Genomic DNA, 26,731 nt, shown 5'->3' with positions numbered 1-26,731 from the left:
AAGGAGACAGCTATGGCCAAATCTAAGAAACTCCGCAAGATCTATACCTGTTTTCCCGAAGGAAAACATAAGGTACTGACCACAAGTTACGATGACGGCAAAATACCCGACAGAAGACTTGTGGAGCTGTTTAATGAGTATGGAATAAAGGGAACCTTCAATGTCAATTCAGGGCTGGAAAAAGAGACTTTTAAACATGACTACGATGAGAGAATCCCTCTTTCGGAGTATAAAAAGCTCTATGCAGGACACGAGGTTGCCTGTCACAGCGTAACCCATCCAACTATAGCAAGATGCCCCAAGGAGCAGATAGTAAGACAGGTTATTGAGGACAGAAGAGCACTGGAAGAGGTTATGGGCTATACCGTAAGAGGCCTTGCTTACCCAAACGGTTCTTTTTCCGATGAGGTTGTGGATGCTCTTAAGGCCTGCGGCATCAGACATGCAAGAACCGTCAATGCCACACACTCTTTTGATCTTCCTTCTGATTACCTTCGCTGGAATCCAACCTGCAGGCATGGTGATGAGGCCTTCGAGGATATCTACAAGGAGTTCATTAAATTCCATAAAACCCAGTATCTTTATATGCTCTATGTATGGGGACACAGCTATGAATTTGACCGGGATGATAACTGGAATATAATCGAAAAATTTTCTAAAAAGATTGGAAACAAATCGGATATATGGTACGCCACCAATATTGAGATCGTTGATTACCTTGACGATGTAAGTCGCGTGCAAGTCTCTGTTGACGGGGATTTCGCCTACAATCCAAACGCAAAAAGTGTATGGCTGGAAGTGGATAAGAAGTCCGTGGAGCTTAAAGGGGGAGCTACAACAGAGTTGTAATTTTCATTTTAATAAGTTAAAATATATATGTTAAGTCGTTAATTTTCAAAAAGGAGAAACCCCTATGCCTCTTAATATTGAAAACGATGACGTTGAAGTAAAGAACTCTGATCTTAAGAAAAAACCTACGAAAAAGACCAAGGAAATGCTTGACGAGAACGCTAAAAAGATTGAAGAGCTTCAGGCAGAACAGGTTCGTCTTGAGGAGGAGCTTAAGGGCCTTGAAAAAGAAGAGGCTGCTCTTGGCGAGAAGTCTGCCCTTAAGATGAAGGTATCTCACAAGAAGTTCGGTGAGGGCGTCATCAGCAAGCAGGACGGCAAATACATAGAGGTTAAGTTCTCCGATGTTGTTAAGAAGTTTGTTCTTCCGGGATGTATTGCAGACAAATTCCTGGAAGTTGAAGATGACAGCATTCTGGATTACTATGCAAAGTCCAATGAGATCCATGAAAAGAAGATGGCTGTTGAGCTCAAGATCAAATCAGCAATCTATGCTATCCAGCGCCATGAGGATGCGATTGAGAGACTTAACGCTAAACTTAAATAAACTGATATGAATCATAAAACCCGCAGCATTGTCGCTGCGGGTCTTTTTTATGCCTTCCTGTTAAATCCGGAAGTTTGCTTTAGCTGGCATCTGCCTTTCTTTCTTCGGCGTTATTTTCTTCTCTTACCTTTTTCTGAGCGGTAGAGAGCATCAGCTTGATACGGTTAAGCTGGTTAACCTCGGAAGCGCCGGGATCATAGTCGATGGCTACGATATTGCAGCCGGGATACATATGGCGCATCTGCTTGATAACACCTTTACCCACAACGTGGTTGGGAAGACATCCGAAGGGCTGTGTACAAACGATGTTGTTGGCACCTTCCATGATAAGCTCAACCATTTCACCTGTAAGGAACCATCCCTCACCGGTCTGATTACCGATTGATACGATGGGCTTAGCATATTCAACAAGCTTGTAGATGCTTGTGGGTGGATCGAAATGTTTACTCTTTTCAAAGGCTTTGGCAGCACCGCTTCTAAGCTTCTCTATAGCCCAGATGGCAACTCGCATTAAAGCAGCTGTCTTCTTGGAGGTTCCAAGCTCTTTTGCCTTATAGATCTGATTGTAGAAGCAATAGAGCATGAAGTCGATAAGATCGGGAACAACAGCCTCTGCGCCTTCAGCCTCAAGAAGTTCTACAAGATGGTTGTTGGCGGCGGGAGCGAACTTAACAAGGATCTCACCTACAACTCCAACACGGGGCTTAACAATATCCGTAAGCTCAATTCTGTCGAAATCTTCAATGATGTCACGGCAGATCTTCTGGAACTTACCAAAGCTCATGTGCTTAGCGGTTACAAATTCCTTGCAGACTTCCTTCCATTTCTCGTGGCATGCATTTACTGATCCCGGAATCTTCTCGTAAGGACGCATTCTGTAAACACATCTCATAAATATGTCACCGAAGATGGCACCGTAAGCAGCTCTTTGAAGCATTTCCAGGTTGATGTGAAATCCGGGATTAGCCTCAAGCTTGGAAAGGTTCAGTGATACAACCGGAATTTGCTCCATGCCTGCTTTCTTTAAGGCTCTTCTGATAAAGCCCACATAGTTGGTGGCTCTGCAGCCGCCTCCTGTCTGTGACATGATAACTGCGGTCCTGTTAAGGTCATATTTGCCGGAATGGAGCTCGTCCATGATCTGGCCGACAACCCAAAGGGAAGGATAGCAGGCATCATTATTTACATATTTTAGTCCCATATCAATGGCGTGCCTGTTGTCATTCTGCATTACCACAAAGTTGTAGCCGCAGGCAGCAAAGGCAGGTTCCAGGATATCGAAATGTATGGGCGACATCTGAGGACAAAGGAGAGTGTAATTCTTTCTCATTTCCTCAGTGAAAAGTACTCTGTTATTGGCAGTTGATCTGATGGTTCTTTGCTGATTCTTTTGCTTTCTAACACGAATCGCTGCAAGAAGAGATCTTACTCTGATCCTTGCACTTCCAAGGCTGTTTACCTCATCGATCTTAAGACAGGTATAGATCTTATCAGAGCCTGAAAGGATATCATTTACCTGATCTGTTGTAACTGCATCCAGGCCGCATCCGAAGGAGTTGAGCTGGATAAGGTCAAGATCGTCTCTTTCTCTTACGTAGCTGGCTGCAGCATAAAGTCTTGAATGATACATCCACTGATCGGAGACGATAAGAGGTCTTTCGGGTTTTCCAAGGTGTGAGATGCTGTCCTCTGTCAGAACCGCAACGCCGTAGGAGCAGATCATATCAGGGATACCATGGTTGATCTCGGGATCCACATGATAAGGACGTCCTGCAAGAACAATTCCGTGCCTTCCGTTTTCTTCCATCCATTTAAGGGTCTCTTCGCCCTTGATCTGGATATCTTTTCTTGCGGCTGCCATTTCATCCCAGCCATCCTTTGCTGCGGCAATGATCTCCTCAGCAGGGATCTCGGAAAACTCTTTTACCAGAGCTTCCGTAACGGTAGAAAGGTTCGTAAAGGCCATGAAGGGGTTACGAAGCTTCATCTGGCCGCCGGTTATGGCTTCCACATTGTTCTTGATGTTTTCTGAATAGGAAGTAACAATGGGGCAGTTGTAATGGTTTGTGGCTCCCTCAACTTCCTCGCGCTCATAGAAAAGACCGGGATAGAAGATGAAATCAACCTTGTTCCTTATGAGCCATTCCACATGACCGTGAGAGAGCTTTGCGGGATAACACTCTGACTCACTGGGAATGGATTCAATACCAAGCTCATAGATCTGGTGTGTTGATCTTGGTGAAAGAACAACCTTGAATCCAAGCTTTGTAAAGAAGGTGAACCAGAAGGGATAGTTCTCGTAGAAATTAAGAACCCTGGGGATTCCAACGCTGCCTCTTTTGGCATCAATATCTTCAAGAGGCTTATAGCCAAAGAGCCTCTTATACTTGTAATCATAGAGGTTAGGAATGTTATCGGCGTTCTTAACCTTGCCGATTCCGCGCTCGCAGCGGTTTCCTGAGATGTGCTGACGTCCGCCGGTAAACTTGTTGATTGTAAGACGGCAGTGGTTTGTACATCCCTGACAGGTTGTCATGCTGGTGGAGTACTGAAGGTTATTGATCTGGTCGATGGAAAGCATTGTGGTCTTGTAGCCTTCGGTCTCAAAGAAACGCTCACGGGCAATGAGGGCAGCACCGAAAGCACCCATAATACCAGCGATATCAGGTCTTATTGCCTCAGCTCCGGAGATCTTCTCAAAGGCGCGAAGAACGGCATCATTATAGAAGGTTCCTCCCTGAACAACGATGTGCTCTCCAAGATCCTTGGCATCTGAAACCTTGATAACTTTAAACAGAGCGTTTTTAATAACTGAATATGCAAGGCCGGAGGAAATATCGGCAACATCTGCGCCTTCCTTCTGGGCCTGCTTAACTCTTGAATTCATGAATACGGTACATCTTGTTCCAAGATCCACCGGTGATTTTGCAAAAAGAGCTACCTTGGCAAAGTCCTGAACACTGTAATCAAGGGACTTGGCAAAGGTCTCGATAAAGGATCCGCAGCCTGAGGAGCAAGCCTCGTTGAGCTGAACGGAATCAACGGAGCTGTTCTTGATATGGATGCATTTCATATCCTGTCCACCGATATCAAGAATACAGTCTACCTTAGGGTCAAAAAAGGCAGCGGCATTATAGTGGGCGATGGTTTCAACCTCTCCGTCATCAAGAAGAAGCGCTGACTTAAGAAGAGCCTCGCCGTAACCTGTGGAGCAGGAGCGCGAGATGTGAACTCCCTCGGGCATCAGTTTGTAGATCTCCTGAATTGAGGAAATGGCAGTCTTAAGAGGGCTTCCGTTGTTGCTTGAATAGAAGGAGTAGAGAAGATCTCCGTCTTCACTTATAAGTGCACACTTTGTTGTGGTGGAGCCCGCATCGATTCCAAGGAAAGCATTTCCTACATAGTCGTCAAGCTTTCTTGTCTTAACACGATAGTTGTCCTGTCTTGACTTGAAAGCCTTGTAATCCTCCTCTGATGTAAAGAGGGGATCAAGCCTTGAAACTTCAGCCTCCATGACAATCTTGCCGGAAAGCTTATCTACCATCTCATCCATGGAATAGAAGGTGTCTTCTTCAGCATTCATGGCTGAACCGATGGCAGCAAAAAGATGTGAATTATCAAGATCGATGGTGTGCTCTTCATCAAGGCTTAAGGTTCTTACAAAAGCTGCCTTGAGCTGGTCAAGGAAATGAAGAGGTCCGCCAAGGAAAGCAACGTGCCCGCGGATGGGCTTACCGCAGGCAAGTCCTGAAATTGTCTGATTTACAACAGCCTGGAAAATGGAAGCGGAAAGGTCTTCCTTTGTTGCTCCTTCATTAATAAGGGGCTGGATATCAGACTTTGCAAATACGCCGCAGCGGGCTGCTATGGTATAAAGTGAATTGTAATTTCTTGCATACTCATTAAGACCTGTGGCATCTGTCTGAAGAAGAGAAGCCATCTGGTCAATAAATGATCCTGTACCTCCGGCACAGATTCCGTTCATACGCTGTTCAACATTGCCGCCCTCAAAGTAGATGATCTTGGCATCTTCACCGCCAAGCTCAATTGCTACGTCGGTCTTGGGAGCAAGCTCTTTTAAAGATGTTGATACGGCTACCACTTCCTGTACAAATGGAACTCCAAGGTGCTTGGCAAGGGTAAGTCCGCCGGATCCGGTTATGATAGGATGAAGTGTGACATTGCCGACAGAATCTTTGGCTTCGGTCAGTAGCTCTGCCAGAGTCTCCTGGATGTTGGCGAAATGTCTTTTGTAATCCGAAAAGACAATATTCCTGCCACTGTCAAGAACTGCGATCTTAACAGTAGTGGAACCGATATCAATACCTAATGTGTAATCTTTAGAAATCATTGCAATACCTCGATAAAGTGCTAAAAAATGACAATCTATAAGATTATAATGCACCTCGTTTTAAAAATCAACGAAGAGAAATTGCAGAAAAGTTCAAATATGTTATGATAGTTGTTGATAACAACAAGGGGAAATTCTGATGTTTAAAAAAGTTAAAAATTTTACTGCCATTTGTCTGATCGGAATATTTCTATTGCTATGTCTTTATCCTGTTTCAGTAAAGGCATCTTCAACCAATGATCCCAAACCTGTAAGAGTAGGTTACTATCAAAATGAAGTTTTTGAGGACGGAGCTTCTGACGGTGCTGTCAAGAAAGGTTATGCCTACGAGTACTATCGTAAGATTTCCGAGTATACAGGCTGGGACTATGAGTATGTATACGGCGATTTTGTGACTATCTATAAGATGCTTCTTAATGGCGAGGTGGACCTGGTTGCCGGGCTTGCCTATACACCTGAAAGGGAAGGTATTATTCTTTATCCTGACAGGGCCATGGGTTCCGAAAGATACGGTATAGTTAAGCATGAGATGGACGCCTCCATTACGGGAGATGTTAACACTCTGCAGGGAAAGACAATCGGAGTTCTGGATTCTGCTATAGTTGAAGTCCTGAATGGTTTTCTTGAAGAGCGGGAAATCATCTGCAATGTAGTTACTTACAACGACTATGAGAACCTTCTTTCTGCCTTTGACAAAAAAGATATCGATGTAATGGCGGCAGAGATTGACGGAATATACGACAGGCATCACGCGCAGGTTCTTTATTCCTTCGGACAATCCGATTATTATCTTTGTGTTAATAAGGAAAGAACTGATCTTCTTGATGATCTGAATGCGGGACAGGATCAGCTCTTTTCCGATAATCCCGATTATCTTAGCTTTTTACGTAACAAATATTACACCACATCTCTTTCAAGCCGTGCTTTAACAAGTGCAGAGCATGAGTGGCTGACCAATAACGGTCAGATCAATATCGGGTACCTGAATAATTATCTGCCTTTCAGCGCTACAGATAAGGATGGGTCTGCTATAGGTATGGTTTCCGAGGTATTTCCTCAGATGTTCAAGGATCTTGGCATCAGCACCATGTCTTTTTCATATGAAGGTTTCGATAATTATGACGACATGGTTGCGGCTGTTGATGCAGGAAAGATTGACGTGGCCTTTCCTGTGGGCGGCGGACTGTTTTATTCCGAGGAAGACGGACTTATTTTATCCGATCCCCTTACCTCCACGCTTACGGACCTTGTATATAAGGAGAACCATCCGGGCGGCGGTGCGATGGATTTTGCCGTAAATGAGAACAATAAGATTCAATATTACTACATTAAGAATAACTATCCCGATTCCAGCATCAAATTATACAGATCCATCGAGGACTGCCTTAATGCAGTTATCAGGGGCGAGGTTTCCTATACAACATTAAGCGGACTAAGGACCAATTCATTCCTTCGGCAGGATGATTATGAAGATCTTTCCTTCATGCAGCTTCCCTATGAGGATGACACCTGCTTTGGAGTTAAGATCGGAGACAGCGGATTGTTAAAGCTTCTCAACCGCGGAATAAGTGTTATGGGAGATGACTATGCCCAGAACATGGCATTCAGATATTCGGAGCAGATGAATGTATATACCTTTAAGGATTTTTACGATCAGTACTCCTGGGTGTTCATATTGACAACTTTTATCATTGCCGTTCTGATTGTTTTGGCCCTGATAAGGGATGTGAAGTTCAATAAAAAGAGACTTCGCGAGAAGGAAAAAGCTCAGTTGGAGATAGAAAAGGCCAATCAGGATAAGTTTGTATTTGTGAACAAAATGGCCAACTATATGAGGGATCCCGTGAGGAGTATGGACAATCTTGTGGACCTTGCCGGGAAATCCGAGGATGCATCAGCCATCAAGGGATACCTTGGTGAAATATCCTCCTATAGCAGAGAGCTTAGCAGCATCATCAATAATATCCTCAATATGAGCCGGTTTGAGAGTGGTCAGATCCATATAGAAGACAAAAACATCTCCAGACATTTCAGGGGTAAGCGCATGCTTATCGTTGAGGATACCCTTCAGAATCAGATGATCACAGGAAGAATATTAAAGCAGTTCGGCTTTGAAATTCAGGTTGCAACCAGTGGCAAAGAAGCCTATGATAAATTAAATGCCGCTCCGGAAGGGTATTTTGATGCGGTCATAATCGATACGGACATAAACGAAGGCAGAGATCTTGAGGATGCCGTTAAGATAAGGACTCTCAATAATGACGGGAAAGCTCTTATCCCGATTGTTGTTCTGTCCTCCGGTGAGACCGAAGATCTTGAAGAATATCTTGAGGAGAAGATTGTCACAGGTGTTATCAGAAAGCCCTATGATATCGACTCAATGACAGAGGTATTTACATCAATATTTAAAAACGCAGAGGTTTAACAATGAATAATTTTCTTTATAATCTGGAACGAAAATTCGGGAAATATGCAATCCCGAACCTTACCAGAAACATACTGATCCTGTATGTTGCGGGATTTGTTCTTCAGCTTCTTGGAAGAGTGCTTCCCTTTAATCTGACGGATTATCTTACTCTTGATGTGTATCAGATACTTCACGGACAGGTATGGCGTCTTGTGACCTGGATCCTGATCCCTCCCGTAGCACTTAGTATCTGGATCATCATTACCTTGTACCTTTACTATTTCATCGGAACCACCATGGAGCGTACCATCGGCACATTCAAGTACAATGTGTTCATCTTTGGCGGAGCTCTTTTCATGATCATTGCAGCATTTGTTACCTTCGGCGTGCATGCCATCGTACTTAAAGGTAACGGTGCGCTGCTTGCGGCATATTCAGGATTTATGGCACCGATCTTTTCTACATATTATATTCAGATGGCGGTATTTCTGACCTTTGCCATCAGTTATCCTGATATGCAGCTGCTTCTCATGTTCATTATTCCTGTTAAGGTTAAGTGGCTTGGAATCATATACGCAGCTTTCCTTGCCTTTGATGCTATCTACACAGGACTTATCCAGGGCGTTTACGGAGTGCTTTTTGCGATCCTTTCACAGTTCATAAATCTTTTCCTGTTTTATCTGTCAACCGGCAGAGCAAGTCACCTTAATCCCAAAGAGATTAAGCGCAGGCAGGAGTTTAAGAGAAATGTAAAGATGGCACCTCCCGGAGTTACAAGGCATAAATGTGCTGTTTGCGGCAGGACAGAGAAGGACAATCCAAATCTTGAATTCCGTTTCTGCTCCAAGTGCAACGGCAATTATGAGTACTGCCAGGATCATCTTTTCACACATCAGCACGTTCAATAAGAGGATATTATGGGTAATTTAGAGAATAAGGAAAAAGAGTTTGCACAGATCCTTAAGTTTGTGACAAGGACTGCAAGAGAGAATAAAAATGTCATCTCAAAGCAGGAGGTTATGGATGCCTTCTCGGAGCTTGAGCTTGATGACTCACAGATGGCCATGGTTTTTGACTATCTTGAGAAACATAAGGTTGGTATCGATGCCCCCGCAGAGATAGAAGACGACCTTACGGAGGAAGAGACTAACTACCTTGAAGAGTACCTCAAGGAATTAAAGGACCTTCCTGTTTTATCTGACGGAGAGAAAAGAGCTGTCTCAATGGCTGCAATCGCCGGAGACAGGGATGCTCAGCAGAAGCTTATAAACAATTATCTGCCCTTGGTGGTGGATGTCGCCAGAATGTATACCGAGCAGGGCGTTTACCTTGAAGACCTTATCGGAGAAGGCAATGTGGCCCTTACAAGAGGCGTTACCATGCTTGATGCAGTGGGTGAGCCTGATGAGGTGGAGAGCTTCCTTTATAAAATGATGCTTGATGCCATGGAAGCTGTTATAGAAGACAATCTTGCAGAAGATGCGGGACAACAGAAGGTTCTTAAGCTCGTCCAGGAAGTTGCGGATAAGGCAAAAGAGCTGTCGGAGGACCTAAGAAGAAAGGTGACGGTAGCAGAACTTATGGAAGAAACCGGTTGGGATGAGGACAAGATCAGAACGGCCATTAAATTCAGCGGGGATAATATAGAAGACCTTGAAAGCGGCGAGGATAAGAAGAAGTAATGTACGGTATCTCCGGAGAAAATGATTTTAAATATTACATGCAGGATATAGAGAGACATTACTTTGGATGCCGAAGCAGCTACAGATATCTTCTTGACAACGAGAATGTCCCTTTTAAATTCAAGTCCGTTATAACCAAATATCTAAAGGACAGCGTGGACTATGACACCACATTGGAGAGCCACCTCTATTATATGGAAAAGGAAGGCTTCGATTATGAGGTCTATAAACAGCTGAAGGCCAGAGTAAGAGTGGTTCTCTACAAGGATCCCTCAAAACGTGAAAAGGGATTTAAAGAAAAGCTTCTTACCATAGAACAGCTTGTGAAAATCCCTGTCAGTGAGAAGGAAAGTCAGGGAATGATCGTCAGGGAACTGGTACTTTCCAAGCTGGCTCTTTTTGCATTTTCAATTTAAAAGTATTAAAAAATATGGTTTTTTTAAGATTTTGCTTGCAATATTAGAATTTATTTGATAATATATCAATGTTGCGGAAAAATCCGCACTAAATTGCTATCAGAATTGATTACATGGCTTATAAGGAGGTGTCAAAATGGCTAAATGTGAAGTTTGTGGCAAGGGCGTTCATTTCGGAAACAACGTAAGCCATTCTCATAGAAGATCTAACAGAGTTTGGAAGTCTAACGTTCAGCACGTAGCAGTTAAGATTAACGGAGCTACAAAGAGAATGCACGTTTGTTCAAGCTGCCTTAGATCCAACAAAGTTGAGAGAGCTTAATCTTAAGACTTATGATCGTCCGGTTAACGCCGGACGATTTTTTATTTCCATTACAGTCTACAATTTAATTAGTGGACTGCAATAAAAAATAATGGTTTATTTTTTTGGAAACTGATATTATAATAACAAAAGTATGCGGCTTTTTGAGTTCGTTTAAAAAATGGCAATTAAAGGAGGATAAACATGAAGAGTTCTTCAATGAATACTCACATGGGAAATATCTCAATTGACAATGAAGTTATTGCCCAGTATGCTGGCGCAGTTGCCATGGAGTGCTTCGGTATTGTCGGAATGGCCAACGTTAATGTTAAAGATGGACTGGTTAGTCTTCTGAAGCTTGATTCTATGACAAGAGGAATCAATGTATCTCTTGATCAGAACAATAAGCTTAAGCTGGACTTTCATGTTATTGTTGCTTACGGCGTTAGCATTTCAGCTGTATCCAACAACCTTATTGATAACGTTAAATACAAAGTAGAAGAGTTTACGGGGCTTGAAATCGAAAAGATTAACATCTATGTCGAGGGCGTCCGTGTCATTGATTGATCGATTTCTAAGTTCAGGAGGATTTTGTTTTGAGTAATAATGCTATTGATGCAAAGCTGATTGCCAAGATGTTTCTTAGCGGTGCTAAGAATCTTGACGCCAAAAAAGAATGGATCAACGAGCTGAATGTGTTCCCTGTTCCCGACGGTGATACAGGAACAAACATGACCATGACTATCATGTCAGCAGCCAAAGAGGTTCAGGGTCTTGGTGACAGTGCCAATATGGAGGCAATCTGCAAGGCTATTTCTTCAGGTTCTTTAAGAGGCGCAAGAGGTAACTCAGGAGTTATCCTTTCACAGCTTCTTAGAGGCTTTACAAAGGTTGTTAAAGAGCACGATGAGATAAATGTAAATGTTCTTTCACAGGCTTTTGATAAGGCTGTAGAGACTGCCTACAAGGCTGTTATGAAGCCCAAGGAAGGAACAATCCTTACCGTTGCCAAGGGCGCAAGTGAGAAGGCTCATGAGCTTGCAATGGAAGGCTGCGATGATATCAAGCAGTTCTGCGAAGAAGTTATCAAATATGCAGAGGAAGTTCTTGCCAAGACTCCCGATATGCTCCCTGTTCTTAAGCAGGCAGGCGTTGTGGATTCAGGCGGACAGGGTCTTGTTCAGGTACTTAAAGGCGCTTTTGACGGCTTCCTTGGCAAAGAGATAGATCTTTCAATCCATGAAGATGATGTAACTCCCGGAGCAAGGATCAAATCAAAAGGTCAGGCTCAGACAGAGGAGGACATCAAGTTTGGCTATTGTACAGAGTTTATTGTTCTTCTTAACAAGCCTTTAAATGTAAAGCAGGAGATTGATTTCAAGGGATTCCTTGAGTCTATCGGAGACAGTATCGTTATGGTGGCTGATGATGAGATCTGTAAGGTCCACGTTCACTCCAACGATCCCGGACTTGCAATCCAGAGAGCTCTCATGTACGGTCAGCTTTCCAATATGAAGATTGATAACATGTGGATGGAGCACAGAGAGAAGCTCTTCCATGAGAATGCAGACGGCTCCTGGTCAGAGATACAGACAGAGATCAACGGCGCCGCCGAACTTACACCTACATATTCAGCAGGTGATGAGATCCCTCTTGGTGACAAGGTAGATATGGACTCAGCTCCCGAGGATACAGTTCCGGAGGAAGCTCTTCCCAGAAAAGATGTGGGATTTGTTACTGTCTGCGCCGGAGGCGGTCTTGCTGAGATATTCAGAGGACTTGGTGTTGACTATGTTATAGAAGGCGGTCAGACAATGAACCCCAGTACAGCAGATATCCTTGATGCAGTAGCCAAGGTAAATGCTGACACTGTAATTGTTCTTCCCAACAACAAGAACATTATCCTGGCAGCCAACCAGGCAGCGATAATGTCTGAAGACAGTGATGATAACAAGAAGATCATCGTTGTTCCTTCAAAGACAGTTCCTCAGGGTATCACAGCTATCATCAATTATGTACCTGATGTAGCTGTTGAAGATAATGTGGCAGCAATGACAGAATCTCTTTCTACAGTAAAGACCGGTGAAGTAACCTATGCTGTCAGAGATACAATGATAGATGATGTTGCCATCAAACAGGGCGATTACATGGGAATCGGTGATTCCGGTATCCTCGGTGTCGGAAGCGATATTGCAGATGTTACTTTTGACATGATAGGCAAGATGATGAATGAAGACCTGGAGCTCATCAGTATCTACTACGGTGATGAGGTTGAGGAGAGCAGCGCCGAAGCTTTAAGAGAGAAGGTTTCCAAGGAATATCCTTCCTGCGATGTTGACCTTCAGTATGGCGGACAGCCCATCTATTACTACATTGTTTCTGCAGAATAATCATTAAAACTATCTCTAAGCCGGACCATCAGTGTCCGGTTTAGTTTTTATTGGGGGCTAGAGTGAGTAACGTTTATCTTAGCGAAAACATAACCGGCCTGAAGGGGATTGGCGACAAAACCGCCAAGCTCTTTAATAAGTGCGGCATATATACATGCGGCGACCTTATTACATATTACCCCAGGGGATATGATAAATATGAAGCTCCCGTAAGGGCCTGCGATCTTAAGGAAGGCATTGTAAACAGCTGCAGACTTACCATTATCGGAAATGTCACAAGACGTCATGTCCGCAATCTGTCTATAGTGGCCTTTGAGGCGGCAGATCAGACAGGCAGAGTTAAGATGACCTTCTTTAACGCCCCATATCTTGCAAGTTCCATCAAAAGCGGAACTACCTATATTTTCAGAGGAGTTGTCCGTAAAAAGGGCAATTTCTTTTCCATGGATCATCCCAAAATGATAAAACCCGAGGAATATAATTCCCTGATGGGAACATTGTGGCCAAGGTACCCGCTCACCAAGGGCCTTACCAATAATGCGGTTATCAAGGCCGTGGAGCAGGCTTTTAAAAATGTCGGGAAAATGGAAGAAACCGTTCCTGAAAATCTTCTTAAAAGTCTTGGCCTTATGTCTTATTTTGAGGCAGCAAGAGGCATTCATTTCCCGGCTGATGAAGAGATCCTGGAAAGAGCCAGAAGAAGACTTGCGTATAATGAGTTCCTTGCATTTTTGTTAAGGCTAAGGCTCTTAAAGCTCAGTTCGGAAACCATTGAGAATACTGCAGTGATGATGGAAGTTGCGGATGTAAAAAGACTTCTTGAAAAGCTGCCCTACAAGCTTACCAAAGCCCAAAGTGATGCCTGGAATGATATTATGAATGACCTTTCGGGAAAGAGTGTAATGAACAGGCTCATTCAGGGAGACGTGGGCTCTGGCAAGACCATCCTGGCAATGATGGCTCTTTTGACCGCGGCAGCAAACGGGTATCAGGGAGCTTTGATGGCACCAACGGAAGTTCTGGCGGCCCAGCATTTTGAAGGCTTTAAGGAAATGATAGAAAAATACGGGCTTGTAAACCTTAAGCCCGTGCTTCTTACCGGAGCTTTGTCTGCTAAGGACAAGAAGGAAGCTCAGCGGCAGATAAGCGAAGGAGAAGTTAATTGCATAATCGGCACCAATGCATTGATTCAGGAAAAGGTTAATTACAAGAACCTGGCTCTTGTTGTGACCGATGAACAGCACAGATTCGGAGTAAGGCAGCGTGAAGCTCTGGCGGGAAAAGGAATGAATACCCACGTTCTTGCCATGAGTGCTACGCCGATCCCGAGAACTCTTGCAATTATTCTCTACGGAGATCTGCATATTTCAGTGATCAATGAGATGCCAAAGGGAAGACTCCCCATAAAGAACTGCGTGGTGGGAACCTCCTACAGGCCTACAGCCTATAAATTCATTAAGGATCAGGTTGAACAGGGAAGACAGGCCTATGTGATATGTCCCATGGTGGAAGAGGGAGAACTGGACGGGGTTGAGAATGTAACGGATTATGCCCAGAAGCTTAAGGCAGCCCTTCCGGATTCCATAAGGGTTGAGGTGCTGCACGGACGGATGAAGCCTGCTGTTAAGGACAGGATAATGGAAGCTTTTGCGGCAAAAGATATTGATGTACTGGTCTCCACAACGGTTATAGAGGTAGGTATCAATGTTCCAAATGCCACAGTTATGATGATTGAAAATTCGGAGAGATTCGGGCTTTCACAGCTTCATCAGCTGAGGGGCCGTGTAGGACGAGGCGAGAATCAGTCCTACTGTATTTTTATCAACAGTTCAGACAGCGAGGAAGCTGCACAAAGGCTTGGTATTATGAACAAGTCCAATGACGGCTTTAAGATCGCCGAGGAGGATTTGAGGCAGAGAGGCCCCGGAGATCTTTTCGGAGTAAGGCAAAGCGGAGAGATGATCTTCAGGATAGGGGATATATATCACGACAGCGACCTTATCAAGGCTGCCGCAAATGATGCTGACAGGATACTATCAGAGGACCCTGATCTGTCATCTCCACAATATAATGTATTAAGAGGGCTCCTTAGTACAAAATCTGCAAATTTTGTTGACTTTACTACTTTATAAAAGTAAGATTATTGTATGTAATTAGGTAGAAAATAGGAGGATTGTCGGCATTTTGTCGATATTGGTGTTATGTCAAAGATTGCTATCATCACGGACAGTAACAGCGGAATAACTCAGAAGCAGGGACAGGAACTTGGTATATTCGTGGTTCCAATGCCCTTTATGATCAACGATGAGGATTATTTCGAGGATATCAATTTAACTCAGCAGGAGTTTTACGAGAAGCTGGCCCAGGATGCCAATGTTTCCACCAGTCAGCCCACTCCGGACTCTCTTATGACCCTGTGGGACAACACTCTTAAGGAATATGACCAGATCATCTATATTCCCATGAGCAGCGGCCTTTCGGGAGCCTGCCAGAGCGCCTTTATGATCGCCCGTGAGGAGTATGAGGGCAAGGTATTCGTGGTAGACAACCAGAGAATCTCGGTTACACAGAGGCAATCGGCTCTCGATGCCAAGGCTATGGCTGATGCCGGGCTTTCTGCGGAAGATATCGTAAGTAAGCTTATGGACACCAAATTCGAATCCAGTATCTATATCATGCTGGACACTCTCCATTACCTTAAGAAAGGCGGAAGAATTACTCCTGCAGCTGCTGCGCTGGGTACACTTCTTCGTCTTAAACCCGTTCTTCAGATACAGGGCGAGAAGCTTGATGCTTTTGCAAAGGCAAGGACTACAGCTCAGGGCAAGAGCATTATGATAAATGCCATCAAGGCTGATATCGAGAACAGATTTGGAGGCATGGAAGCCGGAGATTTCTGGATTGCAGGTGCCTATACCAATAATTTAGATGCAGCAACAGAATGGAAGAAGGAAGTTGAGGCGGCATTCCCGGGTCACGAGATGCACCTTGATCCTCTGTCTTTATCGGTTGCCTGCCACATCGGACCCGGCGCTTTGGCCGTAACCGTTACAAGGAAAGTTCATTTCTAAGACCACGGGAGTGGTGTGAATTAAGTATAAAGGGGTTATTTAAATGGCAACACAGGAACAATATGGCGCTTCCAGCATTACCGTCCTTGAAGGACTCGAGGCAGTTCGTAAAAGGCCGGGAATGTACATCGGAAGTGTTACCACAAGGGGACTCAATCACCTTGTATATGAGATCGTGGACAACGCGGTGGATGAACATCTGGCGGGTTTCTGCTCCAGGATCCATGTGTCTTTGGAAGCCGACGGCTCTGCTACCGTAGAAGATAACGGCCGAGGCATTCCTGTCGGTATGCACGCTAAGGGTATTACAGCTGAGCGTGTGGTTCTTACCATGCTCCATGCAGGCGGTAAATTTGACAATAATTCGTATAAGACCAGCGGAGGTTTGCACGGTGTAGGCTCCTCCGTTGTTAACGCGCTTTCAGCAAGGATGAATGTCCGTATTAAAAGAGACGGCTTCATTTATGAAGACAGCTATGAACGTGGATATCCCACAACAGAGCTTGAGGGAGGACTTCTTAAGCCCGTGGGAACAACAAAGGAAACCGGTACCACCATCAATTTCCTTCCCGATGACACTATTTTTGAGAAGACCAGATTCCGTGAAGACGACATTAAATCAAGGCTTCATGAGACTGCATATCTCAATCCCGAACTTACCATTATTTTCGAGGACAAAAGGCCCGGTGTTGAGGAGTATATAGAGTTTCATGAGCCTGACGGAATAACAGGTTTTATCCGTGACATGAACAAGTCCAAGGAACCGGTCTGCGACGTTGTCTCTTTTTCCGGAGAGAGCGAGGGCGTAGAGGTAGAGGTTGCCTTCCAGTATGTGAACGAGTTCCACGAAGAAGTTCTGGGATTCTGTAATAACATTTACAACGCCGAAGGCGGTACTCATCTTACCGGCTTTAAGACCATGTTCACGAACCTTATCAATCAATATGCCCGTGAACTCAATATCCTCAAGGATAAGGACAACAATTTTACCGGAACCGACGTAAGAAACGGTATGACAGCCGTGGTTTCCATCAAGCACCCGGATCCCAGATTTGAGGGACAGACCAAGACCAAGCTGGACAACCAGGATGCAGCCAAGATAGTTTCCCAGGTTACCGGAGATGAAGTCACAAGATTTTTTGACCGTAATCTTGAGACTTTGAAGGCCATCATAGGCTGCGCGGAGAAGGCAGCCAAGATCCGTAAGACAGAGGAAAAAGCCAAGACCAACATGCTCACCAAGCAGAAGTATTCCTTTGATTCCAACGGAAAGCTGGCTAACTGCATCAGTAAGGACGCTTCCAAGTGTGAGATCTTCATAGTAGAGGGAGATTCCGCCGGCGGCAGCGCCAAGATGGCAAGAGACCGTAATTATCAGGCAATCCTGCCCATTAGAGGTAAGATACTTAACGTTGAGAAGGCCAGTATCGACAAAGTTTTGGCCAATGCCGAGATCAAGACCATGATCAATGCTTTCGGCTGCGGATTTTCCGAAGGTTACGGCAACGACTTTGATATAGCCAAGCTTCGCTACGACAAGATCATCATCATGGCGGATGCGGACGTGGACGGTGAGCATATCTCCACGCTTTTGCTGACTCTTTTCTACAGATTCATGCCTGAACTTATTTATCAGGGACATGTGTATCTTGCAATGCCTCCTCTTTATAAGGCTATGCCTTCAAGAGGCAAGGAAGAGTATCTGTATGACGATTCAGAGCTTGCAAAGTACAGGAAGACCCACAAAACAAGTTTTACTCTGCAGAGATACAAAGGTCTTGGTGAGATGGATCCCGAGCAGCTCTGGGAGACCACCCTTGACCCCGAGAGAAGACTTCTTAAGCTTGTGGAGATCGAGGATGCCAAGATGGCTTCTCAGATGACAGAGCTTTTGATGGGCGTGGATGTACCACCCAGAAGAGAATTCATTCATCAGCATGCGACAGATGCTGATTTAGACGTATAAACCGGAGATAAATATGGAAGACAGAATCATACGAACCGAATATTCCGAGGTAATGCAGAAGTCCTTTATCGACTATGCCATGAGCGTTATCATCGCAAGAGCCCTTCCGGATATAAGGGATGGACTTAAGCCCGTTCAGCGAAGAACCCTCTACGATATGTATGAACTTGGCATCAGATACGACAGGCCCTACAGAAAGAGCGCCAGAATCGTGGGCGATACCATGGGTAAATATCATCCCCACGGTGACAGCTCCATCTATGAGTGTCTTGTGGTAATGACCCAGGACTTCAAAAAGGCCATTCCTCTTGTTGACGGTCACGGAAACTTTGGCAATATCGAGGGCGACGGTGCAGCCGCCATGCGTTACACAGAGGCAAGGCTCTCCAAGATTACCCAGGAGAATTTCCTTGAAGACCTTGATAAGAACGTAGTGGACTTCCTGCCCAACTTTGATGAGACGGAAAAAGAGCCATCGGTACTGCCGGTAAAGATTCCCAATTTCCTCATTAATGGATCAGAGGGTATCGCGGTAGGTATGGCAACCAGCACACCTCCTCACAATCTTGCGGAGGTAATAGATGCCGAGATCGCCTTTATGAAGGACGACACCCTGACAACGAAGGACCTTATGAAATACGTGAAAGGCCCTGATTTCCCCACCGGAGGAGTTGTCATAAACAAGGATGAGCTTCTTTCCATTTATGAGACCGGAACCGGCAAGATCAAGATCAGGGGCAAGGTAGAGGTCGAAAAGGGCAAGAGCGGACATACAAACCTTGTTATCACAGAGATCCCCTATACCATGATAGGTATGGGTATCGGCAAATTTATGGCAGATGTAGCCGAGCTTGCCGAGAAGAAGATCACCAATGACATCGTGGATATTTCGAACCAGTCTTCGAAGGAGGGAATCCGTATCGTTATAGAGCTCAAGAAGGATACGGATATTGAGAACTTCACAAACCTTCTCTACAAGAAGACCAAGCTGGAGGACACCTTTGGTGTGAACATGCTGGCCATTGACAACGGAAGGCCCGAGACCATGTCTCTTCGCGAGATCATGAGAGCCTGTGCCGACTTCCAGTTTGAGATCACCACAAGGAAATATCAGAATCTTCTTCAGAAGGAACAGAATAAGAAAGAGATTCAGGAAGGCCTTATCAAGGCCTGCAATGTTATAGACCTTGTAATCGAGATATTAAGAGGCTCCAAGGACAGAGCAATGGCCAAGGACTGCCTTGTAAACGGCAATACAGAAGGCATTAACTTCAAGTCAAGAGAATCCAAGGCTATGGCCGCACAGCTTCTTTTTACAGAAGCACAGGCTGATGCTATTCTGGAGATGAGGCTTTATAAACTCATTGGTCTTGAGCTTGAAGCCCTTATCAAGGAGCATCAGCAGACTGTTGCCAATATTTTCAGATACGAGGATATTCTTGAGAGCCACGACTCAATGTCCATGGTCATTCAGGATGAGCTTCTTAAGATCAAGAAGGAGTATCAGAGACCGAGGCGTACCGAGATCGACAACAGAGAAACTGCCGTATACGAGGAGAAGCCCGTAGAAGAGACAGATGTTGCCTTTATCATGGACAGATTCGGCTATGCAAAGACCATTGATGTCAACACCTATGAAAAGAACAAAGAGACCATTGAGAATGAATTCAGGTTCTCCTTTGTCATGAAGAACACCGGAAAGGTATGCTTCTTTACCAACACAGGTAACCTCCACACTGTGAAGGCCATGGATCTTCCTCAGTGCAAGATGCGTGACAAGGGTGTACCTCTTGATAATGTAAGTAATTTCGATACCTCCAAGGAGATGATCGTCATGGCTGCCAGCCAGTCTGACCTTAATCTCTTCAGGATACTGTTTACCACCAAGATGTCCATGATGAAGATAGTGGACGGCGGAGAGTTTGACGTATCCAAGAGGACAGTAGCCGCAACCAAACTTATGGATGGTGATGAGGTTGTAAGTGTTGAGATCCTTCACACCCAGAAAACAGTGATCCTTAGATCGAATGAGGGATATTTCCTGCGTTTCCTTATAGAGCAGGTTCCCGAGAAGAAAAAGGCGGCAGTCGGCGTAAGAGGTATGCGTCTTACTAAGAATGACTTTGTTCGTGATGTCTTTTACCTGGAAGACATGGAGAATAAGGTGATAGAACATAACGGAAAAGAGCTGTCATTAGGGCACCTTAAGGTGACAGGCAGAGATACAAAGGGAACAAAGGTGAGAGTATGAGAGTAATAGCCGGAAGTGCCAGAAGGCTTCGCCTTGTTACGCCGGATGGCAATGATACAAGGCCCACACAGGACAGGATCAAAGAGACTCTGTTTAACATGATACAGAATCAGGTTCCGGGAGCGGTGTTTGTCGACCTTTTTGCAGGCAGCGGCGGAATCGGAATAGAGGCTCTTTCAAGAGGTGCAAACAGGGCATATTTTATCGAAAATGCCCAAAATGCCTATAAGTGCATTTTGCAGAACCTTAAGACCACACATTTTGAGGAGGTATCTACTGTCCTCAAACAGGATGTTGTCCTGGGCCTTAGGAATATCCATGAGGAAGAGGTGGACATTATCTTTGTGGATCCGCCCTACCACGGGGAACTGTATGAGAGAACTCTGTCACAGCTTGCGCAGATGCCTTATGTGACAAAGAACACCATGATCATTGTAGAGAGTGCCGGGGATATGGACTTTTCTTTTGCTGAAGGCTATGGACTGGAAGTCAGAAGAGAGAAGAACTATAAGACCAACAAGCACGTATTTCTCTACAGAAAGGAGAACGGATGAAGGTTGCTGTTTACCCGGGAAGCTTTGACCCCGTAACTTACGGACATCTGGATATCATAAAGCGCGCATCCCTGATGTTTGATGAAGTTATAGTGGCTGTCATGTGCAATTCCGCTAAAACTCCATTGTTTACCCTTGATGAACGTGTTAAAATGTTAGAGGAAAGTCTGAAAGACCTTGATAATGTGCGGATTGAGTCCTTTGACGGTCTGCTCATTGATTACTGTAACAAGGAGAATATTCATATCGTGATCAGGGGACTTAGAGCGATCACAGATTTTGAGTATGAGCTCCAGATAGCGCAGACCAACAAAGAGCTTTCACATAACAAGGTTGACACGGTATTCCTTACAACGAGCCTGATATATTCATATCTTAGCAGTTCTGTAGTAAAGGAGATCGCAAGTTATAACGGTGATATAACCCCTTGCGTTCCTGAATCCGTTGCCGACAGACTCTACAAAAAGTTCGGACATAAATAAAGTTTGGGGGACAATCCTATGACCAGCAGAATAGAACAGCTTATTGATGAGATTGAGACCTATATAGATAACTGTAAGCCTCAGCCTCTTTCTCAGACCAAGATCATTGTCAACAAGGAGGAGATCGACGAGCTTTTAAGAGAGCTTAGAAGCAAGACTCCCGATGAGATCAAGAGATATCAGAAGATCATCAGCAACAAGGAAGCCATCCTCAATGACGCCAGGAAGAAGGCTCAGGAGCTTATCGAAGAGGCAACAGCTCATACCAATGAGCTTATAAATGAACACGAGATCATGCAGCAGGCCTATGCTCAGGCCAATGACCTTATTTCTCAGGCAGCAACAAGGGCTCAGGGAATTCTTGATGATGCCATGAAAGAGGCCAATGACATGAAGGCTGCGGCTGTTGCTTATACAGACCAGCTTCTTGCTGATGTTGAGTCCATTATCAATCAGTCAATGGATGTCACCAACAAGCACAACGAGAATATCATTGAATCCATAAAGCAGAGCAGTCAGGAGGCCATTAAAGAGGTTGCAGCCAATAACGATGACATTCTGTCAGCTCTTACACAGTATAGCGAGGTTATCAAGTCAAACCGTGCCGACCTTAATCCGCCCACAGCTGTATCACAGCCTACATCCGGCGGATCTTCCAAAAGCGGTAACGGCGGATCTGATGCCGGTCAGGGCGAGGGTATAAATCTCGATATGCTTGGCTGATCCTACAGAAAAACAAAAGCTGCCGCAGATTGCGACAGCTTTTTTGATAATAACCATTGTGCAAAACTCATTGTGAAAGAATGGAGACGAATCCGGATGAAGACTGGGAGAAGAATACTTTCCGTTTTAATGGTATCGGTAAGCATGTTAGTTATGATCCTTACAGCGTTTACTGCTGTTCCTGTTAAGGCCAAGGCCGCAACCCCCATCACCATTGTGATCGACCCTGGTCACGGCGGTGTAGGCGACAGGAATCTTGGGGCCCAGTACAACGGTTTTTCCGAAAAAGAACTGACATTGCAGCTTGCAACAGCTCTCAAAGCCGAATTGGAAAAATATGACAATGTAACCGTTCTTCTTACCAGAACCACGGACACCATCTTAAGTCTGGACAGCAGAGCTCAGTACGCCAAGAATGTGGGTGCTGATTTTGTATTCAGTATTCATTTTAATGCCTCCAATGAGCATGAATTTTATGGCTCAGAGGTATGGACCTCCACCTTTGGCAATTATTATCAAAAGGGCACTGATTTCGGACGCATCGTGTCCGGCGAGTGGAATAAGCTTGGACTTTATCAAAAGGGTGTTAAAACCAAGATCGGCAGCAAGGGACAGGACTACTACGGGATCATCCGTGGATGCGTTGAAAGAGGCGTTCCCTGTGTCATAATGGAACATGCATATCTTGATCATGATTATGATGTATCGCTCTTAAGAACAAGCGGATTTATCAATAAACTGGCTGTTTCAGACGCTACTGCCATTGCCAAGTATTTTAATCTTAAATCTACAGCAACGGGAGCAGATTACACAGGCTTTACCTATACTCATGCCAAGAAACCCTATGGCAGGTTATATCAGGATGAGACAGGACCTGAGACCTGCAGCATAAAGGTTCTTGCCCAGGATGCCGCCAGCGGAAATATTCTGGTGGAGATGACCACCCACGACAGCCAGAGCCCTGTTATATATTTCAGCTACAGCTACGATGGAGGCAGGACGTTCTGCACCCTTCAGATGTGGGACAGAACCAAGGATACCCAGTCCTTTAATATCAAAGTTCCCTCGGGAACAAATAATCCTGTTGTAGTCTGCAGATCCTACAACAATTACGAGAAAATGAGTGAGAGCACTCCCGTGCAGGTCACAGGCTCTTTTAACTACTAAAGGTAAGAATATTGAGACTAGATAAATTTCTTGGGGACCAGAATATCGGAACCCGTAAACAGATAAGAGAATATGTAAAGAACGGCAGATGCAAAGTCAACGGAGGAGTTGCCTCCAAGGCAGATATACACATCAATCCGGAGACAGATGTTATCGCCTTTGATGACATTGAGCTTACCTACAGTAAATTCCACTACTATATGCTCAATAAGCCCGACGGGGTTGTGAGTTCCACCAAGGACGGGCGGACCATGACCGTGATCGATATTCTCAAAGATGAGAATGTTAAGGATCTAAGCCCCTGCGGAAGGCTGGATATTGATACCGAGGGGCTTCTTCTTATTACAGACGACGGAGAGCTTATTCACAGGCTCCTTTCTCCCAAAAAGCACGTGGACAAGGTCTATGAGGTGCATATTGCCAAAGACCTGTCGGAACGGGATATTTCCCGGCTTGAGGAAGGCATTGATATCGGGGACAAAAGAAACGACGGCTCCCCGGACAAGACCCTTCCTGCGAAAGTTCTTTTAATGGGAGAGGATGAAGAGGGAAATCCCGTGATCCATCTCACCATAAGAGAAGGCAGATTCCACCAGGTCAAGAGAATGCTTGAGGCTGTGGGAAATGAAGTGGTATTCCTTAAAAGGCTTTCCATGGGAAGTCTTGTTCTTGATGAAGAGCTTGAGCCCGGTGAGTACAGGCCTCTTACACAAGAGGAAATAGATAATCTTAAGAAATAACGGTATTTGTGAATGAATAATATACATTTGGATGATTTTGAAGCAGTGATTTTTGACCTTGACGGGTCTTTGGTTGATTCCATGTGGATGTGGAAGGCCATTGATATAGAATATCTTAAAAAGCACGGAATAGAAGCTCCTGACACACTTCAGAAGGATATCGGAGGAAGGAGCTTTATAGAGACCGCAGAGTACTTTAAAGAAAGATTCGGCATAGAAGATTCCATTGAGCAGATCGGCGATGACTGGAACAGAATGGCCTGGGACAAATATACTAATGAAGTTCCTTTAAAGGAAGGAGTATTTGAGTTCCTTGGGCTTTGCGATGATAAAAATATTAAGCTTGGCATTGCATCAAGCAATTCCACGGAGCTTATTGAACAGGTCCTTGCTTCCCACGGGATAAAAGGTAGATTTGGAAGCGTTAAGTCAGGGACTGAGATTCTTAAAGGCAAACCCGCCCCCGATGTTTATCTTGCTGTAGCGGATGAACTTGGAGCGGAGCCCTCGAAGTGCCTTGTTTTCGAGGACCTTGTGGACGGTATAAGAGCCGGCAAGAACGCAGGTATGACTGTTGTTGCCGTAAGTGATGATTATTCCAGGCACAGCGATGATCTGAAGAAGGAGCTGGCCGATTGCTATATTGAAGATTACCGGGGATTTTTGATATGAAGAAAGTATATAAAGGGGAATTCGGATACGTCAAATACCGCAGAAAGGCTGCTGTCATAAGAACGCTTATCATGCTTGCAATAGCTGTAGGATTCTTTGTGGCAGGACTTATCATTTTCGGATCCCAGAAGAATGTATTAAGTATAATCGCAGCTTTATGCTGTCTGCCTGCAGGCCTTAGTGCAGTTAACATGATAATGTTTCTGCGGGCCGGTTTTTGCAAGGACGAAGACCACGACAAGATCTTAAAGCACTGCGGGGATCTGCTTATTCACTACGATCATGTGATAACCTCCTACGACAAGAACTTCAACGTTCATGCATCCACTGTTCTTGATAAGAACATCTGTCTTTACAGTGATGATGACAGCTTTGATGCCTCAGATCTTGAGAAGCATGTTAAAAAGATGATGGCCCAGATCGGATATTCGGATTACAGCATAAAGCTTTTTAACAATATTGATAAGTACTGCGAAAGACTTGATCAGTTGGAGAAGCTTCGCGCAGACAGAAACATCGATCCCAAAGCCATAGAAGATGCATGGGTTCCCGGAACATTGGAGACTCCTGCGTCAGTTCTTTTGTCCATATCCTTGTGAGGCGTTTGGTATAATGAAAGAGATCATTATAGGAGCAAATGAAGCAGATAAGCGGCTGGATGCATTTTTGAAATCATATTTGAAAGAGGCTTCCGGCGGCTTTATCTATAAGATGCTCAGGAAAAAGAATATAACCCTTAACGGCAAAAAAGCCGAAGGAACAGAGAAATTAAAAAGCGGAGACAGCATCAAGATTTTCTTTGCGGATGAGACCCTTGATAAATTCAGAGGAAGGGACAATAATGCCGTTTCAAATGCTGCGGAGGATGATAAGAAAGCCTTTAAGACCATTGGAAATCTACCCATCATTTATGAGGATGAGAATATTCTCCTGGTCAACAAGCCTGCCGGAATACTGACCCAGAAGGCAGATAGGAAGGATATCAGCCTTAACGAATGGCTTATAGGATATCTTCTTAGTACCGGAGAAATTACAAGTGAAAGTCTTGAAACCTACAGACCATCCGTTTGCAACAGACTTGACCGCAATACAAGCGGCCTTGTGATCTGTGCAAAATCCCTTGCAGGAGCAAGAAAGATGACTCAGCTTATTAAGACAAGGGAAGTAGACAAGTACTACAGGACTATTGTCAGCGGGAGATTAACAGACAGAGTTTCTTTAAAAGGATACCTGTACAAGGATGAAGCCCGCAATAAGGTATATATCAAGGATCAGGACCCGGGGGATGATCGCTATTCATATATAGAGACCGAATATGAGCCTGTTTCTTACATTAAGGACGAGGATCTTACCTTACTGGAGGTGAAGCTGGTTACAGGCAAGCCCCATCAGATCAGGGCCCATTTATCAAGTATAGGGCACCCCATTATAGGAGATGCTAAATACGACGGAAGGAAAGTGCCGGGACTTAACTATCAGCTCCTTCACAGCTACAGACTGGTATTTCCCAAAGACCTTGAGCCGCCTTTTGAAATGATAGCGGGAAAAGAATTTACGGCTGAACTTCCTGAATTATTCGAAAAAATCGTTAAGTGAGGTTATTATGCCCACATGGAAATCCAGGGGACTTAGAGGTTCCACATTAGAAGAACTGATCAACAGAACCAATGAGAGATATCTGGAACTGGGACTGGCACTGATCCAGAAAATACCTACACCTATCACTCCCATAAATATCGAAAAGGAGACCCGGCATATAACACTGGCTTATTTTGACCAGAAGAGTACCGTTGACTACATCGGTGTCGTGCAGGGGATTCCTGTCTGTTTTGATGCAAAAGAAAGCGCTGCCAAAACCTTTTCTCTCCAGAATATCCACCCCCACCAGGTGAAGTTCATGGAGAGCTTTGAAAAGCAGGGCGGTGTTGCCTTTTTTCTTATTTATTACACCGAAGAAAATGAATATTATTACCTGACCTTCAGAAAGCTCAAGGAGTTCTGGGACAGATCGGAAGCCGGAGGCAGGAAGAGCTTCAGGCACGAGGAGCTAGAAGAGGAATTCTTTATTAAGACTCCCGGAGAAACAGGGATTCTCATTCCTTATCTTGATGCCCTTCAGACGGATCTTGACGGCAGAGAATAAAAACGTTGACATGGCAGGG

The 26,731-nt window shown here is 44.6% G+C and carries 23 protein-coding genes; 22 read left to right on the top strand and 1 reads right to left on the bottom strand.

All coding sequences use genetic code 11. From position 1 onward, the window contains the following. Positions 1-12: 12 nt before the first annotated feature. Positions 13-849 (top strand): polysaccharide deacetylase family protein, encoded by an 837-nt coding sequence (locus T456_RS0102650; protein ID WP_024864808.1) that lies wholly within the window; start codon positions 13-15, stop codon positions 847-849. A 64-nt stretch (positions 850-913) separates the two neighbouring features. Further along, positions 914-1,396 (top strand): hypothetical protein, encoded by a 483-nt coding sequence (locus T456_RS0102645; protein WP_024864807.1) that lies wholly within the window; start codon positions 914-916, stop codon positions 1,394-1,396. A gap of 79 nt (positions 1,397-1,475) precedes the next feature. Here the strand turns inward: T456_RS0102645 and T456_RS0102640 are convergent, their stop codons facing one another. Next, on the bottom strand, positions 1,476-5,747 hold the full coding sequence (locus T456_RS0102640) for a 2-hydroxyacyl-CoA dehydratase (protein WP_024864806.1): 4,272 nt from the start codon (positions 5,745-5,747) through the stop codon (positions 1,476-1,478). A gap of 139 nt (positions 5,748-5,886) precedes the next feature. Here T456_RS0102640 and T456_RS0102635 point away from each other — a divergent pair, with 139 nt between their 5' ends. From T456_RS0102635 to T456_RS0102540, 20 genes are all read left to right on the top strand, one after another. Then, positions 5,887-8,172 (top strand): transporter substrate-binding domain-containing protein, encoded by a 2,286-nt coding sequence (locus T456_RS0102635; RefSeq protein ID WP_024864805.1) that lies wholly within the window; start codon positions 5,887-5,889, stop codon positions 8,170-8,172. A 2-nt stretch (positions 8,173-8,174) separates the two neighbouring features. Further along, positions 8,175-9,062 (top strand): hypothetical protein, encoded by an 888-nt coding sequence (locus T456_RS0102630; protein ID WP_024864804.1) that lies wholly within the window; start codon positions 8,175-8,177, stop codon positions 9,060-9,062. A 9-nt stretch (positions 9,063-9,071) separates the two neighbouring features. Continuing rightward, positions 9,072-9,836 carry a sigma factor gene (locus T456_RS0102625; RefSeq protein ID WP_024864803.1) on the top strand — a complete coding sequence of 255 codons (765 nt, stop codon included), beginning with the start codon at positions 9,072-9,074 and terminating at the stop codon, positions 9,834-9,836. Next, complete coding sequence (locus tag T456_RS0102620; protein WP_024864802.1) at positions 9,836-10,252, top strand: hypothetical protein; 417 nt, start codon at positions 9,836-9,838, stop codon at positions 10,250-10,252. The genes T456_RS0102625 and T456_RS0102620 overlap by 1 nt, the downstream gene beginning before the upstream one ends. 136 nt (positions 10,253-10,388) lie before the next feature. Continuing rightward, on the top strand, positions 10,389-10,574 hold the full coding sequence (gene rpmB, locus T456_RS0102615) for a 50S ribosomal protein L28 (protein WP_024864801.1): 186 nt from the start codon (positions 10,389-10,391) through the stop codon (positions 10,572-10,574). 183 nt (positions 10,575-10,757) lie between these two features. Beyond that, complete coding sequence (locus T456_RS0102610; protein ID WP_024864800.1) at positions 10,758-11,120, top strand: Asp23/Gls24 family envelope stress response protein; 363 nt, start codon at positions 10,758-10,760, stop codon at positions 11,118-11,120. Positions 11,121-11,149: 29 nt separating this feature from the next. Beyond that, positions 11,150-12,943: a DAK2 domain-containing protein gene (locus tag T456_RS0102605; protein WP_024864799.1), complete on the top strand. Its 1,794-nt coding sequence runs from the start codon at positions 11,150-11,152 to the stop codon at positions 12,941-12,943. Positions 12,944-13,005: 62 nt separating this feature from the next. Then, positions 13,006-15,075: an ATP-dependent DNA helicase RecG gene (gene recG / locus T456_RS0102600; RefSeq protein WP_024864798.1), complete on the top strand. Its 2,070-nt coding sequence runs from the start codon at positions 13,006-13,008 to the stop codon at positions 15,073-15,075. Between the two features lie 69 nt (positions 15,076-15,144). After that, the gene (locus T456_RS0102595) at positions 15,145-16,014 is read left to right on the top strand and encodes a DegV family protein (RefSeq protein WP_024864797.1); all 870 of its coding nucleotides are present in this window, start codon (positions 15,145-15,147) and stop codon (positions 16,012-16,014) included. A gap of 43 nt (positions 16,015-16,057) precedes the next feature. Beyond that, the gene (locus tag T456_RS0102590; protein WP_024864796.1) at positions 16,058-17,980 is read left to right on the top strand and encodes a DNA gyrase/topoisomerase IV subunit B; all 1,923 of its coding nucleotides are present in this window, start codon (positions 16,058-16,060) and stop codon (positions 17,978-17,980) included. Between the two features lie 13 nt (positions 17,981-17,993). Beyond that, positions 17,994-20,231, top strand: a complete 2,238-nt coding sequence (locus T456_RS0102585) for a DNA gyrase/topoisomerase IV subunit A (protein ID WP_024864795.1) — start codon at positions 17,994-17,996, stop codon at positions 20,229-20,231. Then, positions 20,228-20,785, top strand: a complete 558-nt coding sequence (gene rsmD, locus T456_RS0102580; protein ID WP_024864794.1) for a 16S rRNA (guanine(966)-N(2))-methyltransferase RsmD — start codon at positions 20,228-20,230, stop codon at positions 20,783-20,785. The genes T456_RS0102585 and rsmD overlap by 4 nt, the downstream gene beginning before the upstream one ends. Continuing rightward, the gene (gene coaD, locus T456_RS0102575; protein WP_024864793.1) at positions 20,782-21,267 is read left to right on the top strand and encodes a pantetheine-phosphate adenylyltransferase; all 486 of its coding nucleotides are present in this window, start codon (positions 20,782-20,784) and stop codon (positions 21,265-21,267) included. Before rsmD ends, coaD begins: the two co-directional genes overlap by 4 nt. An 18-nt stretch (positions 21,268-21,285) precedes the next feature. Next, positions 21,286-21,990 carry a hypothetical protein gene (locus tag T456_RS0102570; RefSeq protein ID WP_024864792.1) on the top strand — a complete coding sequence of 235 codons (705 nt, stop codon included), beginning with the start codon at positions 21,286-21,288 and terminating at the stop codon, positions 21,988-21,990. A 96-nt stretch (positions 21,991-22,086) separates the two neighbouring features. Then, complete coding sequence (locus T456_RS0102565; protein WP_024864791.1) at positions 22,087-23,157, top strand: N-acetylmuramoyl-L-alanine amidase family protein; 1,071 nt, start codon at positions 22,087-22,089, stop codon at positions 23,155-23,157. Between the two features lie 11 nt (positions 23,158-23,168). After that, on the top strand, positions 23,169-23,897 hold the full coding sequence (locus T456_RS0102560; protein ID WP_081748963.1) for a pseudouridine synthase: 729 nt from the start codon (positions 23,169-23,171) through the stop codon (positions 23,895-23,897). Positions 23,898-23,909: 12 nt separating this feature from the next. Next, complete coding sequence (locus T456_RS0102555; RefSeq protein ID WP_035800961.1) at positions 23,910-24,569, top strand: HAD family hydrolase; 660 nt, start codon at positions 23,910-23,912, stop codon at positions 24,567-24,569. Beyond that, positions 24,566-25,168, top strand: a complete 603-nt coding sequence (locus tag T456_RS0102550; protein WP_024864788.1) for a hypothetical protein — start codon at positions 24,566-24,568, stop codon at positions 25,166-25,168. Before T456_RS0102555 ends, T456_RS0102550 begins: the two co-directional genes overlap by 4 nt. 13 nt (positions 25,169-25,181) lie before the next feature. Continuing rightward, positions 25,182-26,165 (top strand): RluA family pseudouridine synthase, encoded by a 984-nt coding sequence (locus T456_RS0102545; RefSeq protein WP_024864787.1) that lies wholly within the window; start codon positions 25,182-25,184, stop codon positions 26,163-26,165. Between the two features lie 7 nt (positions 26,166-26,172). Then, on the top strand, positions 26,173-26,712 hold the full coding sequence (locus T456_RS0102540) for a Holliday junction resolvase RecU (RefSeq protein ID WP_024864786.1): 540 nt from the start codon (positions 26,173-26,175) through the stop codon (positions 26,710-26,712). Positions 26,713-26,731: the final 19 nt, after the last annotated feature.

Source organism: Butyrivibrio sp. FCS014, from assembly GCF_000526935.1.
Lineage (GTDB): Bacteria > Bacillota > Clostridia > Lachnospirales > Lachnospiraceae > Butyrivibrio.
Note: the sequence above shows the minus strand (reverse complement) of the source record. Positions and strands in the feature narration are given on the sequence as shown.